This is a genomic window from Vibrio campbellii CAIM 519 = NBRC 15631 = ATCC 25920 (genome assembly GCF_002163755.1).
Taxonomy (GTDB): Bacteria; Pseudomonadota; Gammaproteobacteria; order Enterobacterales; family Vibrionaceae; genus Vibrio; species Vibrio campbellii.
Window position 1 is genome coordinate 823,159 of record NZ_CP015863.1, and the last position, 14,958, is coordinate 838,116.

Consider the following 14,958-nt stretch of genomic DNA (forward strand, 5'->3'; position numbering starts at 1 on the left):
AGTGGAAAGATGGAGGTCAGTTATGCCTAAACGTAAAGCAGGTTATGAGGAAATGCTCGAGGATGTGATCGAAACCTTGAAGCACAGTCCGGATGAAGTTAACAAAGTATTCGAAACGTCGGGCAAAGTGGTGGATGCTGCCAACGACATGACCCAAGACGAACTCTCATTGATATCAGCTTATGTAAAAGCGGATTTAAAAGCGTTCTCGGACAATTATGAAGAAGGTAAGAGTGGGCCTTTCTATCTCACGATTGCTGATTCGATTTGGCAAGGTCTGCTCGATATTACTGATAGAACCAAAGTGGAGTGGGTAGAGCTATTTGATGATTTAGAGCATCAAGGGCTTTATGAAGCAGGCGAGGTGATTGGCCTTGGTACTTTAGTCTGTGAAGAATGTGGTCACAAGACGACATATAACCACCCAACCGTGATCATTCCATGCATTAAGTGCAATCATACTGGCTTTAGTCGTCAGTCACTGAAACCATAGTGAGACGTTAAAACGTGATGGAATAAAAAAGAGGCCCTAGAGCCTCTTTTTTGCGTTTATGACTTTTTCTTTCTTGGTAACCACCAAGCCAACATTAAACTCAATCCAGCCCAAATGTAGAGCGGCCATGTGCCCACGATACGATACGGAGTTTGTCCGTCGGTAGGAACAAGCTCTGCACGAAGTACTGCGGTTTCAAATTGAGGGATTTGCTCAATGATTTTACCTTTGTGGTCGGTTACCGCTGTTACGCCGTTATTGGTCGAACGAATAAGTGGCTTACCAAGCTCAAGAGCACGCATTCGAGCGATTTCCATGTGTTGCAATGGACCAATCGAATGACCAAACCACGCATCATTAGACAGCGTTAGAATGAAATCAGTATCGTCGGTAACATTCTGGCGCACTTGTTCGCTGAAGATGATTTCATAACACAGTGCTGGGGCCATATGCTTACCGTTCGCCACGATGTTTGGCTGAACAAAGTCGCCACGGCTGAACGATGACATCGGTAAGTTGAAGAATGGTGCTAGTGGACGCAGTACATCTTCAAACGGCACAAACTCACCAAATGGTAATAGGTGGTGTTTATGGTAGCGCTTATCCATATCAAAGCTGTAATCGCCGTATGGATTCACACCGAGCGATAGAATGCTGTTGTAGAACTGGCCATCTTCACCTTGGTTAACGACACCAGTAATGATTGCGCTGTTATTCATCTTCGCAGCAGCATCAATGTTTCTTAGGAACGATGGTACTTCAATTTCAAATGCAGGGATCGCGGCTTCTGGCCATACGATGATGTCAGCATCCCAGTTCTCACGAGTGAGGTCTGCGTATTTCATGATGGTTGGCCAGCGTTGGCTCGGTAGCCATTTTAGGTTCTGGTCAACGTTACCTTGGATCAGCGCAACTTTGGTGGTGTCTTCCACACGTGGAGCGACCCAATCGTACTGACGGATACCAAAGCCCGCACTTAATAGCACCGCAGGGATGAGGAGCATTAACCATTGCTTGTGGATCCATGCGTACGCCAATGCGCCAGCACTGATCATGATAAACAGGGTTAATAGCTCTACACCACCAATAGGCGCAAAGCTAGCCAATGGCGCATCAATTTGGCTGTAGCCAAGCCATAGCCAAGGGAAGCCTGTCATTACCCAGCCGCGTAGCCAGTCGGTGACTAGCCATAATGCAGGGGCTGCAAGCAGTGCTTTGCTTAGGGTAAATTCTGGGAAGAACTTGTTGCTAAGCCATGCAAACAGGCCGGTGTAAACCGACAGGTAAGCGATCAGTAGGCCCATAAGGAAGAGGTTTGCAATTAGCGGCATGCCGCCAAAGCCAGCAATGCTGACGTAAACCCAGCTTACACCCGTCGCAAATTGACCTAACCCCCAGGCATAACCGATCCAAAGCGCGCGCTTAGGTGATTGGTTTGCAAGAAGAATAAGTAGAATGGCAGGGCTGAGTATGGCGATTGGCCATAACTGGTAAGGGGCAAATGCTAGGGTAGTGGAGGCGCCAACAAAAGCGGCCACTAAGGGCCGCTTGAGGCGATGAAAGAGTACATTCATCATTTTATTTTTCTGATATTCCCGATGTTAGGGTATCGCGTTACTCTTGAGTGGCTTCAACCAGCTTTTCTTCGTCTGGAATCGTCACTTGAAGTTGAATGACACGACGGTTGTCGGCAGCCGTTACTTTGAAGCTGTATGCTTCAATATCCACGACTTCGCCACGCGATGGTAGGTGACCAAAAGCAGTCATTACCATGCCGCCAACGGTATCCACTTCTTCATCGCTGAAGTTGGTACCGAATGTCTCATTAAACTCTTCAATGGTTGTCAGAGCTCTGACAGCAAACGTGTGTTTGCTCAGCTTACGGATATCGGTTTCTTCATCGTCATCAAACTCATCTTCAATATCCCCTACGATTTCTTCAAGGATATCTTCGATAGTCACAAGACCAGAAACACCACCGAATTCATCGACAACAATCGCCATGTGATAACGTTCTTCACGGAATTCTTTTAGCAGGCGGTCGACGCGTTTACTTTCCGGTACCACGACTGCTGGTCGAATTACTTCTTCGATATCAAATGGGTTACTGCCTGAGCCCAAGTATTTGAGTAAGTCCTTCGCTAGTAGAATGCCTTCCACATGGTCTTTATCTTCGCTGATCACAGGGTAGCGAGAGTGTTGAGCATCAGTGATCAGTGCGATCAAAGTATCTAGATCGTCTGTGCGCTCAACAGTAACCATTTGCGAACGCGGGATCATAATGTCACGCACGCGCATTTCGGAGATTTCCATAACACCTTCAAGCATGTCGCGGGTGTCGTGGTCAATCAGATCATTGATTTCTGAGTCGCGGATTACATCCACAAGCTCTTGGCGGTCTTTTGGTTCGCCTTGAAATAGTTGACCTAGACGTTCAAAGAAGGACTTTCTACTCGGACCTTCTGCCTTTTCTTTCTTGCCTTCATTAGAAGAGGGAGAATTATCTTCGTTCATTGTTTCTCAATTAAGTAACGCTATCAGATGTGTGATAGCTCACATAGAAAGACGAGCACGAGATGGTTATCCGGGTGGTTCGCCTTTCCCTGTCGAGCAACCAAAGTTACTCTTTTTCAGCAATATACGGGTCTTCATAACCCATACCTTGCATGATTTCTGTTTCGAGGGATTCCATCTCTTCAGCTTCATCATCCTCGATATGGTCATAACCTAGCAGATGCAAGCTGCCATGTACAACCATATGCGCCCAATGTGCTAGTAGAGGCTTGTTCTGCTCTACTGCCTCTTTTTCAACCACTTGGCGACAGATGATCAAATCGCCTAGTAGGTCCATTTCCATACCAGGTGGAACTTCGAATGGGAAAGACAGCACATTGGTCGGCTTATCTTTACCACGGTATTCGTGGTTTAGCTCGTGACTTTCTTGCTCGTCGACAATACGAATTGTCAGTTCCGCTTGAGGCTGAAATAAAGGGATAGTCTTATCTAGCCACAATTGGAAATCTTGCTCAGAAGGTAAGCCTTCTTCATTTTCGACTGCCAGTTGCAAATCAAGTTCAATTGCCATGGTTATTCCTTAGTTGCCGCAACTTGTGCGTTCAGTTCTGCTTTGGCTGCTTCTAGCAGTTTGGCATCACGTTCTTCACGACGGCGTTTTTCGAACTCTTTACGTTCTTTCTGGTCTTGCGCTTCCCACTTCTCGTAAGCGTTAACGATGCGAGCAACCACTGGGTGGCGCACCACGTCGTCAGCTTGGAAGAAGTTAAAGCTGATGTCGTCAACTTCGTTTAGCACTTCAATCGCATGACGAAGACCCGATTTCGCACCGCGAGGTAAGTCAATCTGTGTGACGTCACCAGTGATAACTGCGCGAGAGTTGAAGCCAATTCGCGTCAGGAACATCTTCATCTGCTCGACGGTGGTGTTTTGGCTCTCATCAAGAATGATGAAGGCGTCGTTTAGAGTACGACCACGCATGTAAGCAAGAGGTGCTACCTCAATCACGTTACGTTCAATCAGCTTTTCTACGCGCTCAAAGCCCAGCATTTCAAACAGGGCATCGTACAGCGGACGTAGGTAAGGGTCGACTTTCTGGCTCAAATCACCAGGTAGGAAGCCCAGTTTCTCACCTGCTTCAACCGCAGGACGAGTAAGTAGAATACGGCGGATCTCTTGGCGCTCTAGTGCGTCAACGGCTGCCGCAACCGCTAGGTACGTTTTACCAGTACCAGCAGGACCGATACCGAAAGTGATATCGTGCGTCACCATGTTCATCAGGTATTGGCCCTGATTTGGTGTACGAGGCTTGATCACGCCTTTTTTCGTTTTAACGAAGACTTCTTTACCGTGTTCGAAATTCGATTCGGTGTTTTGCTCCAGAACACCCGATTCTTTGATTGCCAGATGGATCTGTTCTGGTTCGATATCAGGGGTTTCGCCGCGGACAGGAGCGGTGTCTACGTAAAGGGTTTTTAGGATATCCAGCGCAGCTGCTGCGGTATGAGGTTTACCGACAATGGTGAAAAGGTCGCTGCGGTGGTTAATTTCAACGCCTAGACGACGTTCTAAATGCTTGATGTTGTCATCGAATGGACCGCACAGGCTTGCTAGTCGGCGGTTGTCTGAAGGTTCTAGATTGATTTCTAGCGTTACGATTTTATTGCTCAATGTTGCCTCTCATTTTATGCCACTTAACGAGAGCCTGATAACGACCAGGCTCTCAATGGCTATTTGTACGAGCTTATGGCGTAAAAGTAGCTACACCTAGCTCATCTTCGCGACGTGTTTTCGCCATCATTTGCGTTGGTGAAATCACACTGCGAAGGTCCATGTCTTTTTCTGTACGTACTAGCTCACCACGTAGTGAGTTAGCAAATACGTCCGTAATCTTCACGTCAACGAATTGACCAATTAGGTCTGCGCTACCTTCAAAGTTTACTACACGGTTGTTTTCTGTACGAGCGCGTAGCTCCATTAGGTTCTTCTTAGAAGGACCTTCAACCAGAACGCGTTGCTCAGTGTCTAGCATTTGACGAGAGTAGCGCATTGCTTGCGTGTTTACTGTTTGTTGTAGCTCGTATAGACGCTCTTTCTTCACTTGCTCTGATAGGTCACAAGGGTAATCTGCCGCTGGGGTACCTGGACGTGGAGAGAAGATGAAGCTGAAGCTCATGTCAAAGTCTACGTCTTTGATTAGCTTCATTGTGTCTTGGAAATCTTTGTCTGTTTCACCAGGGAAACCAACGATAAAGTCTGAACTGATTTGGATATCAGGACGTGCTTTACGCAGTTTACGGATTATCGACTTGTACTCAATCCCAGTGTGAGGACGTTTCATCATAGTCAGCACTCGGTCACTACCACTTTGTACTGGTAGGTGAAGGAAGCTCACTAGTTCAGGTGTGTCTTCGTATACCGCGATGATGTCATCAGTAAACTCTAATGGGTGGCTTGTTGTAAAGCGGATACGATCAATACCATCGATAGACGCAACCAAACGAAGCAGTTCTGCAAATGAACAGATTTCGCCGTCGTGCATAGGACCACGGTATGCGTTTACGTTTTGACCCAGTAGGTTTACTTCACGTACGCCTTGATCTGCTAGTTGTGCGATTTCGAACAGTACGTCATCCATTGGACGGCTTACTTCTTCACCACGAGTGTACGGTACTACACAGTAAGTACAGTACTTAGAACAGCCTTCCATGATAGAAACGAATGCCGTTGCACCTTCAGCACGAGGCTCAGGTAGACGGTCGAACTTTTCGATTTCTGGAAACGAAATGTCCATTACTGGTGCTTCATTCGATTGAGATTGTTTAATCATCTCAGGAAGACGGTGAAGAGTTTGCGGACCAAAAATCACGTCAACGTATGGTGCACGCTGACGGATGTGATCACCTTCTTGAGTTGCTACACAACCACCTACGCCGATAACTACGCCAGGTTTTTTATCTTTTAGTGTTTTCCAACGGCCAAGCTGGTGGAAAACTTTCTCTTGCGCTTTTTCACGGATCGAACAGGTGTTAAGTAGAAGTACGTCTGCTTCCTCTGGCTCTTCTGTCAGCTCGTAGCCGTTTGCAGCATTAAGCAGGTCGGCCATTTTTGATGAATCGTATTCGTTCATCTGGCAGCCCCAGGTTTTAATTAGCAGTTTCTTACTCATCTCACTTTCGCTCGTTCAGTTGTACTTAAATCGGAGAGCTATTGCTCAAATTATAGCCGCCATCTCGGCGGTAAGCGGCGTATTGTACTGCTTTAAAAAGCACCTGACTAGTGATCTGACGAATTCTCTGCAAACCCTGATGAAATCTAGTTTTTTGCCCTATATACAGCAAGGTTTTTTGTTAAACAATTTTGTAAAAATAGCCATGGAACGTACAATTAAAAAACGCCAATTAATCAATACGATGAAGAGCAAAAAATGAACAAGTATGACATCGCCGTAATCGGTGGCGGCATGGTCGGAGCAGCAGTGGCTGTTGGGTTTGCCAAGCAAGGCAGAAGTGTTGTAGTGGTCGAAGGCGCAGAGCCAAAGGCGTTTGAGGCTTCTCAAGCGTTGGATGTTCGCGTTTCCGCGATTTCTCATCAGTCGGTGAAGTTACTTGATTCATTAGGTGCATGGTCTGCGATTGAAAGCATGCGAGTGTGCCCTTATCGCCGTTTGGAAACGTGGGAACATCCTGAGTGCCGTACACGTTTTCACTCTGATGAGCTTTCGTTGGAGCAGTTAGGCTATATCGTTGAAAATCGACTAATCCAACTTGGTCTTTGGCAAGCTTTCGCACAACACGACAACTTAACGGTGATGTGCCCAGAGCGATTGAAAGACATCGAATTTGCCGAGGTAAACCGTGTAACGCTAGAAAGCGGCGAGCAGTTTGAAGCTAATTGGGTGATTGGTGCCGATGGCGCGAACTCAAAAGTTCGTCAATTGGCGGGTATTGGCGTAACCGCATGGGATTACCGTCAACACTGCATGCTGATCAACGTGAAAACTGAGCTGCCGCAACAAGACATCACTTGGCAACAATTTACTCCGTCAGGTCCACGCTCATTCTTGCCGTTATGCTCATTAATTGAAGACGGTCAAGAAGTTGGGCAGGGTTCGTTGGTTTGGTATGACTCGCCAAAACGCATTAAACAATTATGCGCGATGAATAAACCTCAGTTAAGAGAAGAGATCCTACGTCATTTCCCTGCCGAGTTGGGTGATATTGAAGTTCTACAATTTGGCTCATTCCCACTCACTCGCCGCCATGCCCAAAGCTATTCAAACAAGAATTGCGTGTTAGTGGGGGATTCTGCTCATACAATCAACCCACTTGCTGGGCAAGGCGTGAATCTCGGCTTTAAAGATGTTGCTGTTCTGCTTGCGGTTACCGAGCAGCAAGAACAACTTAACGATGCATTGCTTGCCAAATATGAGCGCGCTCGTCGACCAGATAACTTGTTAATGCAAACGGGCATGGATGTGTTCTACAAAGGCTTCAGTAATGATTTAGGTCCGTTGAAGTTCGCTCGTAATGCAGCATTGAAGCTGGCAGAAAACTCAGGGCCGATCAAAGCGCAAGTATTGAAGTATGCGCTAGGTATGTAAAAGACTTCAGAGCACATAGAAAGCAGTCGATAAAAAGCAATAGATAGAAAAAAAGCGAGCCATGAGCTCGCTTTTTTAATTCGATAAATCAGAGATCTACCGAGTCCAGAATCAGAAAAAAGAAAAAACCCAGCAAATTAATGCTGGGTTTTTCAAGAATGGTGCGGAAGGAGAGACTTGAACTCTCACACCTTGCGGCGCCAGAACCTAAATCTGGTGCGTCTACCAATTCCGCCACTTCCGCAACTTATTCTGTAGTTATCAAGGTAATTGGTAAAACCTCAACAACGTTGTGTGATGGCAGGGCTACCTGGATTCGAACCAGGGAATGGCGGCATCAAAAGCCGCTGCCTTACCGCTTGGCGATAGCCCTACTAATCTTAGCCTTTCAACTAAGTGCTTTCCTGTAAAGGAAAGTATGGTGCGGAAAGAGAGACTTGAACTCTCACACCTTGCGGCGCCAGAACCTAAATCTGGTGCGTCTACCAATTCCGCCATTTCCGCAAAGTATAGATTATTTTTAGATGGTGCGGAAGGAGAGACTTGAACTCTCACACCTTTCGGCGCCAGAACCTAAATCTGGTGCGTCTACCAATTCCGCCACTTCCGCATCTAAAATCTATATTAATGGTGGCTACGACGGGATTCGAACCTGTGACCCCATCATTATGAGTGATGTGCTCTAACCAGCTGAGCTACGTAGCCATTCTATATTCTTTAATCAAGTATGGTGCGGAAGGAGAGACTTGAACTCTCACACCTTGCGGCGCCAGAACCTAAATCTGGTGCGTCTACCAATTCCGCCACTTCCGCAACTTGATCTGTAGTCATTGATGTAATTGGTAAAACATCAGTAACATTGAATATGGCAGGTCTACCTGGATTCGAACCAGGGAATGGCGGCATCAAAAGCCGCTGCCTTACCACTTGGCGATAGACCTACGGGCGATAGTCCTAAGACGTATCAAATAATGGTGCGGAAGGAGAGACTTGAACTCTCACACCTTGCGGCGCCAGAACCTAAATCTGGTGCGTCTACCAATTCCGCCACTTCCGCATAATTACTGAGTAAACTCAATAATCAAAATAGTGGCAGGTCTACCTGGATTCGAACCAGGGAATGGCGGCATCAAAAGCCGCTGCCTTACCGCTTGGCGATAGACCTGCAGGCGACAGTCATAAAGACTAATCAAGTTAGAAAAGTATGGTGCGGAAGGAGAGACTTGAACTCTCACACCTTGCGGCGCCAGAACCTAAATCTGGTGCGTCTACCAATTCCGCCACTTCCGCAACTTTTCTGTCGTCATAAAGGTAATTGGTAAAAACCTAAATAACGAAATAAATGGTGGCTACGACGGGATTCGAACCTGTGACCCCATCATTATGAGTGATGTGCTCTAACCAGCTGAGCTACGTAGCCATTCTATATTCTTTAAATCAAGATGGTGCGGAAGGAGAGACTTGAACTCTCACACCTTGCGGCGCCAGAACCTAAATCTGGTGCGTCTACCAATTCCGCCACTTCCGCAACTTGATCTGTAGTTATTGATGTAATTGGTAAAACATCAGTAACATTGAATATGGCAGGTCTACCTGGATTCGAACCAGGGAATGGCGGCATCAAAAGCCGCTGCCTTACCACTTGGCGATAGACCTACGGGCGATAGTCCTAAGACATATCAAATAATGGTGCGGAAGGAGAGACTTGAACTCTCACACCTTGCGGCGCCAGAACCTAAATCTGGTGCGTCTACCAATTCCGCCACTTCCGCATAATTACTGAGTAAACTCAATAATCAAAATAGTGGCAGGTCTACCTGGATTCGAACCAGGGAATGGCGGCATCAAAAGCCGCTGCCTTACCGCTTGGCGATAGACCTGCAGGCAATAGTCAAAAGACTATTCAATATATGGTGCGGAAAGAGAGACTTGAACTCTCACACCTTGCGGCGCCAGAACCTAAATCTGGTGCGTCTACCAATTCCGCCATTTCCGCATATATTGTTTAGAGCATTTCAATATGGTGCGGAAGGAGAGACTTGAACTCTCACACCTTGCGGCGCCAGAACCTAAATCTGGTGCGTCTACCAATTCCGCCACTTCCGCATCTTGAACTCTATAAGCTATCAGTTAATTGGTAAAAACTAATAACTAAATTTTGTCTTTCAAAAGAAAGAATGGTGGCTACGACGGGATTCGAACCTGTGACCCCATCATTATGAGTGATGTGCTCTAACCAGCTGAGCTACGTAGCCATCTTTTTGAGCGAGACAATATAAACCTTCACGCTCTAAGTGACAACCCTTTTTATCAAAGGAATCTCACTTTAAATAATGGCAGGTCTACCTGGATTCGAACCAGGGAATGGCGGCATCAAAAGCCGCTGCCTTACCGCTTGGCGATAGACCTGCAGGCAGTAGTCGTAAAACTACTCAAAATATGGTGCGGAAGGAGAGACTTGAACTCTCACACCTTGCGGCGCCAGAACCTAAATCTGGTGCGTCTACCAATTCCGCCACTTCCGCATCTATTCCTAATTGCTCTTAAAAAAAGAACCTTTAGGAATGGTGGCTACGACGGGATTCGAACCTGTGACCCCATCATTATGAGTGATGTGCTCTAACCAGCTGAGCTACGTAGCCAAAACCATGTTTTCTTGTTCTCTTCGCTAAGTTGCCTTGTCGTCGGGAACGGCGCGCATTATGCGAAGTTGAGTGAGATCCGTCAACAGTTTTTTTCAATAAATCCTGTAAAATCCATCGTTCGCTTCCTTTTTAAACAAAGAGGCGCGTTTATGATCTAAAACTGGAAATAAAATGGCTTGCAGTAAGGGACTTAATTTCTTGTCTTTTCTGAAAGGTATAAAAAAAGCCAGCACTATGGCTGGCTTTTTATGTAAATGAAGTGTTTAGAATTCATTCACTTAATTATACGTTGAAGCGGAAGTGTACAACATCACCATCTTTAACGATGTATTCTTTACCTTCTAGACGCCATTTACCTGCGTCTTTCGCGCCGCTTTCACCGTTGAATTGGATGAAATCGTCGTAACCAACAACTTCAGCACGGATGAAGCCTTTTTCGAAGTCTGTGTGGATCTTCGCTGCCGCTTTTGGTGCCGTTGCGCCAACAGGGATAGTCCATGCACGAACTTCTTTCACGCCAGCTGTGAAGTAAGTTTGTAGGTTCAATAGTTCGTAACCTGCGCGGATAACGCGGTTTAGACCTGGTTCTTCGATACCAAGGTCAGCTAGGAACTCTTCACGCTCGTCATCTTCTAGTTCAGCCATTTCTGATTCAATAGCTGCACATACAGGAACAACAACGTTGTTTTCTTTCGCTGCAAACTCACGTACTGCGTCTAGGTATTCGTTGTCTTCAAAACCATCTTCGTTCACGTTAGCGATGTACATTGTTGGTTTTAGCGTTAGGAAGTTTAGGTAGCCAATTGCTGCTAGCTCTTCTTTTGCAAGATCAACAGTACGCGCCATGCCACCTTCTGTTAGTACAGGAAGCAGTTTTTCTAGAACGGTTAGTTCGAATTTCGCGTCTTTGTCACCGCCTTTTGCTTTCTTAGCGTTACGCTGGATAGCGCGTTCACAAGAATCAAGGTCAGCCATCGCTAGCTCAAGGTTGATAACTTCAATATCTTCGATTGGAGATACCTTACCTGCAACGTGAACGATGTTGTCGTTTTCGAAACAACGTACGACGTGGCCGATTGCGTCAGTTTCACGGATGTTCGCTAGGAATTTGTTACCTAGACCTTCACCACGAGATGCACCAGCAACTAGACCAGCGATGTCTACGAATTCCATTGTGGTAGGCAGAACTTTCTGTGGGTTAACGATCTTTGCTAGAGCATCTAGACGTAGATCTGGCACAGGAACCACACCAGTGTTTGGTTCAATGGTACAGAACGGGAAGTTTGCTGCTTCAATACCCGCTTTAGTTAGTGCGTTAAACAGAGTTGATTTACCGACGTTAGGTAGACCAACGATGCCACATTTAAAACCCATGATAGTAACCTTATTCAGCTTTGAACGTGTGGAGGCGATTTTGTGCTTTTGATAGGCCATCCTTAATTAGGATGTCTAGACAGCGCACTGATTCGTCAGCTGCGGCGTCTAGTAGCTCTTGCTCTTTCGCTGGAGCTTTGCCTAGTACAAAACCCGCCACTTTATCTTTGTGTCCCGGATGGCCAATGCCGATACGAAGACGATAAAAATCTTTGTTATTGCCCAGTTTGCTAATGGTGTCACGCAGACCATTGTGGCCACCGTGACCGCCACCTTTCTTAAACTTAGCGACACCTGGCGGTAAGTCTAGCTCGTCGTGAGCAACCATGATCTCTTCTGGCTTAATTTGGTAAAACTTCGCAAGTGCTGCGATCGCTTTGCCAGATAGGTTCATGAAGGTAGTTGGGATTAGCAAACGGAGATCCTGGCCATTGACCATAATGCGTCCTGTTAGGCCAAAGAACTTTGGTTCATTCTTCAGGGTAACGTTGTGAACGCGTGCTAGTTCTTCTACAACCCAAGCGCCCGCATTGTGGCGAGTTTTGGCGTATTCTGGTCCCGGATTAGCAAGACCAACAAGAAGTTTGATTGGTTGAGTCAAGGTTAGGATCTCTCTGGAATCTCAAAAAGCGCAGTATGATAGCACAGAATTCTCGCAGTGGGCGACCAAGGGATTTTCTGCCTATCGATACAAATAAAAAAACACCCCATAGAGGGGTGCTTTTGAAATCAGTCTAACTGAAATGTTCGGATTAGTTGAACATTGCAGAGATTGACTCTTCGTTGCTGATACGACGAATCGCTTCAGCTAGCATGCGAGAAAGGCTTAGTGTAGTTACTTTGCCAGTTGCAGCCATCTCTTTAGATAGAGAGATAGAGTCAGTTACGATAACTTGGTCAAGAACAGAGTTCTTAATGTTGTCCGCAGCGTTACCAGAGAATACAGCGTGAGTTGCGTAAGCGAATACACGCTTAGCACCGCGCTCTTTTAGCGCTTCAGCTGCTTTACATAGTGTGCCACCAGTGTCGATCATGTCATCAACGATCACACAGTCACGACCTTCAACGTCACCGATTAGGTTCATTACTTCAGAAACGTTTGCACGTGGACGACGCTTATCAACGATAGCAATGTCGATATCGCCTAGTGCTTTTGCAGTTGCACGAGCGCGAACAACGCCACCTAGGTCAGGAGAAACCACTACAGGGTTTTCTAGACCACGAGATTGCATGTCTTCTAGAAGTACTGGCGTACCGAAGATGTTATCAACTGGTACATCGAAGAAGCCTTGGATTTGCTCTGCGTGTAGGTCGATAGTTAGAACGCGGTCTACGCCAACGTTAGATAGGAAATCAGCAACAACTTTTGCAGTGATTGGCACACGCGCAGAACGTACACGACGGTCTTGGCGAGCGTAGCCGAAGTAAGGAATTACTGCAGTGATACGACCTGCTGAAGCACGGCGCATTGCATCAATCATAACAACCAATTCCATTAGGTTGTCGTTAGTCGGTGCACAAGTGGATTGAATGATGAAAACATCACTACCACGAACGTTCTCGTTGATTTGAACTGCAACTTCGCCATCAGAAAAGCGAGAAACAGATGCATCACCAAGAGAGATGTAAAGACGATCAGCAATACGTTGGGCTAGTTCAGGTGTTGCGTTACCAGCAAATAGCTTCATATCAGGCACGGTGGAAACCTCGGGTTTGCGTCCAGTTTAAATAGGTCGGTGTGAGGCTGATTGGTATTCAGCCAAAGTCTCTTTTAGTGGCGAAATATTTCGCCCTTGAGCGACAAATGCCGAGACTTTATCAGAGAGTTGTGCAAGGATAGTTTCTGCTTCGGATTTGCTCGAAAATTCAGCAAAAACGCAAGATCCTGTCCCCGTCAATCTTGACGGCGCGTATTGTAGCAGCCATGAAAGTTGCTTATCAACCTCTGGGTAGAGCATTCGTACAATTTTTTCGCAATCGTTTACGCTTGGCTTGTTTAAAAGCGTTTCTAAATCGCGTTTTGGCGTATTTCGGGTCAAATCTGGATGTCTGAATATGTCGGAAGTTGCAATGGAAACGTTCGGGCGTACCACTAAATACCATTTCTCATCTGGATGAGCGGGAGAAAGTTTCTCGCCAACACCTTCAGCAAATGCGGAAAAACCACGCACAAATACTGGCACATCCGCACCAAGTGCAAGGCCAATTTTGGCTAACTCGTCATCACTCAGATTGGTTTGCCATAGGTAATTAAGCGCAACCAACGCCGTTGCTGCATTGGAAGAACCGCCGCCAATTCCGCCGCCCATCGGTAGGATCTTATGTAGATCGATATGTGCACCGTATGAGCAGTTCGCGAAACGTTGAAGTGCAGTTGCTGCTTTCCAGATCAAGTTGTCTTTTAGAGGAACACCTTCGATCTCTGGCGAAATCGTGATCTCACCAGAATCGTTTGCTTGAATGGTTAGCTCATCGCCGTGATCGACGAATTGGAATAAGGTCTGTAACTCGTGATAGCCGTTTTCTGTTCGGCCATTAATATAAAGAAAGAGATTCAATTTCGCTGGTGATGGCCAGCAGGTTGAAAGATCGATCATTGGGTGATGTTCCATTTTGTGATCACAAAATTAATTTTTACGTCAGATGTGCTCACTCTTAACTTGTTCGGCAGCGGCAAGGTCTGCTCATGCCATTCAATGTCACCGTAACGCTGATAAGCGATGTTCCAATCATTCAAGTCAATCTGTTTATCCAGTGCTTGGAGGGTATGGGTCGGTGATAGTTGGAAAGAGTCGGCATCTGTAGGTAAGCCAAGTAGCCAATCAGGTAAATTGTCAACTGGAATCATTAAGCCGGTTAATCGGTAAATCAGTTGGTTAGCATCACGTGCGGAGAGGACTTGGTCGTCGATAGTTTCGACCGTCGCACCTTGTGGGGTAATGGTGAGCTTTAATGCAGTTAGACCCAATGGACCCGTAAAACGATATTGAGTTTGAGCGGAAGAGTGCTTCACGAAAAAATTCAGGCTTTGTCTTTGATCGGGGCCAATATAGCCAAGTTTGCCTGTAGCTTGAAAGTTATCAATGGTTTCCAGTCGCTGTTCATGCGCTTGCCACTCTACGTTGGTGACACTTTCAGGAACAGAACTACAACCCGCGAGTACTATGCTCGATAAGAGCAAGATGAGAAAGGAGCGTAAGGTCATGTTTGATGGCTTATTAATCAGTTTCATCGGTAATTGCTCACAACTATAGCATTGAAAAGCCGAGCGAAGGAAAACAAATCCGGCTTACCCTTTCAATAAATGCGTGCTTACAGTAAAATTCTGA

At 46.3% G+C, this 14,958-nt stretch carries 12 protein-coding genes and 21 tRNA genes; 2 read left to right on the forward strand and 31 right to left on the reverse strand.

Annotated features, from left to right (window positions below):
- Positions 1-22 precede the first annotated feature (22 nt).
- Positions 23-493, forward strand: a complete 471-nt coding sequence (locus A8140_RS03915) for a zinc ribbon-containing protein (protein ID WP_005530717.1) — start codon at positions 23-25, stop codon at positions 491-493.
- Positions 494-549: 56 nt separating this feature from the next.
- Here the strand turns inward: A8140_RS03915 and lnt are convergent, their stop codons facing one another.
- From lnt to miaB, 5 genes are all read right to left on the reverse strand, one after another.
- On the reverse strand, positions 550-2,070 hold the full coding sequence (gene lnt / locus A8140_RS03920) for an apolipoprotein N-acyltransferase (protein ID WP_033000051.1): 1,521 nt from the start codon (positions 2,068-2,070) through the stop codon (positions 550-552).
- Between the two features lie 37 nt (positions 2,071-2,107).
- Entirely contained in the window at positions 2,108-3,007 is a 900-nt protein-coding gene (gene corC, locus A8140_RS03925) for a CNNM family magnesium/cobalt transport protein CorC (protein WP_005425551.1), read from the reverse strand.
- A 106-nt stretch (positions 3,008-3,113) separates the two neighbouring features.
- The gene (gene ybeY / locus A8140_RS03930; protein WP_005425552.1) at positions 3,114-3,578 is read right to left on the reverse strand and encodes an rRNA maturation RNase YbeY; all 465 of its coding nucleotides are present in this window, start codon (positions 3,576-3,578) and stop codon (positions 3,114-3,116) included.
- Between the two features lie 2 nt (positions 3,579-3,580).
- Positions 3,581-4,678 carry a PhoH family protein gene (locus tag A8140_RS03935; protein ID WP_005425553.1) on the reverse strand — a complete coding sequence of 366 codons (1,098 nt, stop codon included), beginning with the start codon at positions 4,676-4,678 and terminating at the stop codon, positions 3,581-3,583.
- 73 nt (positions 4,679-4,751) lie between these two features.
- A complete protein-coding gene (miaB, locus tag A8140_RS03940) occupies positions 4,752-6,176 on the reverse strand; it encodes a tRNA (N6-isopentenyl adenosine(37)-C2)-methylthiotransferase MiaB (protein ID WP_005530721.1) in 1,425 nt (474 codons plus the stop codon).
- A gap of 258 nt (positions 6,177-6,434) precedes the next feature.
- On the opposite strand from miaB, the gene A8140_RS03945 reads away from it, so the two are divergent.
- Complete coding sequence (locus A8140_RS03945) at positions 6,435-7,610, forward strand: 2-octaprenyl-3-methyl-6-methoxy-1,4-benzoquinol hydroxylase (protein WP_005530724.1); 1,176 nt, start codon at positions 6,435-6,437, stop codon at positions 7,608-7,610.
- Between the two features lie 159 nt (positions 7,611-7,769).
- On the opposite strand, the gene A8140_RS03950 is transcribed toward A8140_RS03945, so the two are convergent.
- The 26 genes from A8140_RS03950 to lolB form a co-directional block, all read right to left on the reverse strand.
- Positions 7,770-7,854, reverse strand: a tRNA-Leu gene (locus tag A8140_RS03950).
- A 54-nt stretch (positions 7,855-7,908) separates the two neighbouring features.
- Positions 7,909-7,983, reverse strand: a tRNA-Gln gene (locus A8140_RS03955).
- 46 nt (positions 7,984-8,029) lie between these two features.
- Positions 8,030-8,114 (reverse strand) — tRNA-Leu (locus A8140_RS03960).
- Between the two features lie 21 nt (positions 8,115-8,135).
- Positions 8,136-8,220: transfer RNA gene (locus A8140_RS03965), tRNA-Leu, on the reverse strand.
- An 18-nt stretch (positions 8,221-8,238) separates the two neighbouring features.
- A tRNA-Met gene (locus tag A8140_RS03970) sits at positions 8,239-8,315 on the reverse strand.
- 23 nt (positions 8,316-8,338) lie between these two features.
- Positions 8,339-8,423: transfer RNA gene (locus A8140_RS03975), tRNA-Leu, on the reverse strand.
- Between the two features lie 53 nt (positions 8,424-8,476).
- Positions 8,477-8,551 (reverse strand) — tRNA-Gln (locus A8140_RS03980).
- Between the two features lie 31 nt (positions 8,552-8,582).
- Positions 8,583-8,667, reverse strand: a tRNA-Leu gene (locus A8140_RS03985).
- A 33-nt stretch (positions 8,668-8,700) separates the two neighbouring features.
- Positions 8,701-8,775: transfer RNA gene (locus A8140_RS03990), tRNA-Gln, on the reverse strand.
- A 40-nt stretch (positions 8,776-8,815) separates the two neighbouring features.
- Positions 8,816-8,900, reverse strand: a tRNA-Leu gene (locus A8140_RS03995).
- Between the two features lie 53 nt (positions 8,901-8,953).
- Positions 8,954-9,030: transfer RNA gene (locus A8140_RS04000), tRNA-Met, on the reverse strand.
- Between the two features lie 23 nt (positions 9,031-9,053).
- A tRNA-Leu gene (locus A8140_RS04005) sits at positions 9,054-9,138 on the reverse strand.
- Positions 9,139-9,191: 53 nt separating this feature from the next.
- A tRNA-Gln gene (locus A8140_RS04010) sits at positions 9,192-9,266 on the reverse strand.
- A 31-nt stretch (positions 9,267-9,297) separates the two neighbouring features.
- Positions 9,298-9,382: transfer RNA gene (locus tag A8140_RS04015), tRNA-Leu, on the reverse strand.
- A 33-nt stretch (positions 9,383-9,415) separates the two neighbouring features.
- Positions 9,416-9,490, reverse strand: a tRNA-Gln gene (locus tag A8140_RS04020).
- A gap of 31 nt (positions 9,491-9,521) precedes the next feature.
- A tRNA-Leu gene (locus A8140_RS04025) sits at positions 9,522-9,606 on the reverse strand.
- 25 nt (positions 9,607-9,631) lie between these two features.
- A tRNA-Leu gene (locus tag A8140_RS04030) sits at positions 9,632-9,716 on the reverse strand.
- A gap of 72 nt (positions 9,717-9,788) precedes the next feature.
- Positions 9,789-9,865 (reverse strand) — tRNA-Met (locus A8140_RS04035).
- Between the two features lie 79 nt (positions 9,866-9,944).
- Positions 9,945-10,019: transfer RNA gene (locus A8140_RS04040), tRNA-Gln, on the reverse strand.
- A 31-nt stretch (positions 10,020-10,050) separates the two neighbouring features.
- Positions 10,051-10,135: transfer RNA gene (locus tag A8140_RS04045), tRNA-Leu, on the reverse strand.
- Between the two features lie 40 nt (positions 10,136-10,175).
- Positions 10,176-10,252: transfer RNA gene (locus tag A8140_RS04050), tRNA-Met, on the reverse strand.
- Positions 10,253-10,537: 285 nt separating this feature from the next.
- Positions 10,538-11,629: a redox-regulated ATPase YchF gene (ychF, locus tag A8140_RS04060; protein WP_005535711.1), complete on the reverse strand. Its 1,092-nt coding sequence runs from the start codon at positions 11,627-11,629 to the stop codon at positions 10,538-10,540.
- A 10-nt stretch (positions 11,630-11,639) separates the two neighbouring features.
- The gene (pth, locus tag A8140_RS04065) at positions 11,640-12,230 is read right to left on the reverse strand and encodes an aminoacyl-tRNA hydrolase (protein WP_005438598.1); all 591 of its coding nucleotides are present in this window, start codon (positions 12,228-12,230) and stop codon (positions 11,640-11,642) included.
- Between the two features lie 151 nt (positions 12,231-12,381).
- On the reverse strand, positions 12,382-13,326 hold the full coding sequence (locus A8140_RS04070; RefSeq protein ID WP_005449254.1) for a ribose-phosphate pyrophosphokinase: 945 nt from the start codon (positions 13,324-13,326) through the stop codon (positions 12,382-12,384).
- Between the two features lie 27 nt (positions 13,327-13,353).
- The gene (gene ispE, locus A8140_RS04075; protein WP_161623849.1) at positions 13,354-14,226 is read right to left on the reverse strand and encodes a 4-(cytidine 5'-diphospho)-2-C-methyl-D-erythritol kinase; all 873 of its coding nucleotides are present in this window, start codon (positions 14,224-14,226) and stop codon (positions 13,354-13,356) included.
- Positions 14,223-14,861 carry a lipoprotein insertase outer membrane protein LolB gene (gene lolB, locus A8140_RS04080; RefSeq protein WP_005535717.1) on the reverse strand — a complete coding sequence of 213 codons (639 nt, stop codon included), beginning with the start codon at positions 14,859-14,861 and terminating at the stop codon, positions 14,223-14,225. Before lolB ends, ispE begins: the two co-directional genes overlap by 4 nt.
- Positions 14,862-14,958 lie beyond the last annotated feature (97 nt).

Excerpts from the sequence above, each read along its gene's own strand:
- lolB (WP_005535717.1), bottom strand. The coding sequence starts at position 14,861 with ATGAAACTGATTAATAAGCCATCAAACATGACCTTACGCTCCTTTCTC.
- ispE (WP_161623849.1), bottom strand. The coding sequence starts at position 14,226 with ATGATCGATCTTTCAACCTGCTGGCCATCACCAGCGAAATTGAATCTC.
- A8140_RS03915 (WP_005530717.1), top strand. The coding sequence starts at position 23 with ATGCCTAAACGTAAAGCAGGTTATGAGGAAATGCTCGAGGATGTGATC.
- ychF (WP_005535711.1), bottom strand. The coding sequence starts at position 11,629 with ATGGGTTTTAAATGTGGCATCGTTGGTCTACCTAACGTCGGTAAATCA.
- A8140_RS03945 (WP_005530724.1), top strand. The coding sequence starts at position 6,435 with ATGAACAAGTATGACATCGCCGTAATCGGTGGCGGCATGGTCGGAGCA.
- corC (WP_005425551.1), bottom strand. The coding sequence starts at position 3,007 with ATGAACGAAGATAATTCTCCCTCTTCTAATGAAGGCAAGAAAGAAAAG.
- miaB (WP_005530721.1), bottom strand. The coding sequence starts at position 6,176 with ATGAGTAAGAAACTGCTAATTAAAACCTGGGGCTGCCAGATGAACGAA.
- ybeY (WP_005425552.1), bottom strand. The coding sequence starts at position 3,578 with ATGGCAATTGAACTTGATTTGCAACTGGCAGTCGAAAATGAAGAAGGC.
- lnt (WP_033000051.1), bottom strand. The coding sequence starts at position 2,070 with ATGATGAATGTACTCTTTCATCGCCTCAAGCGGCCCTTAGTGGCCGCT.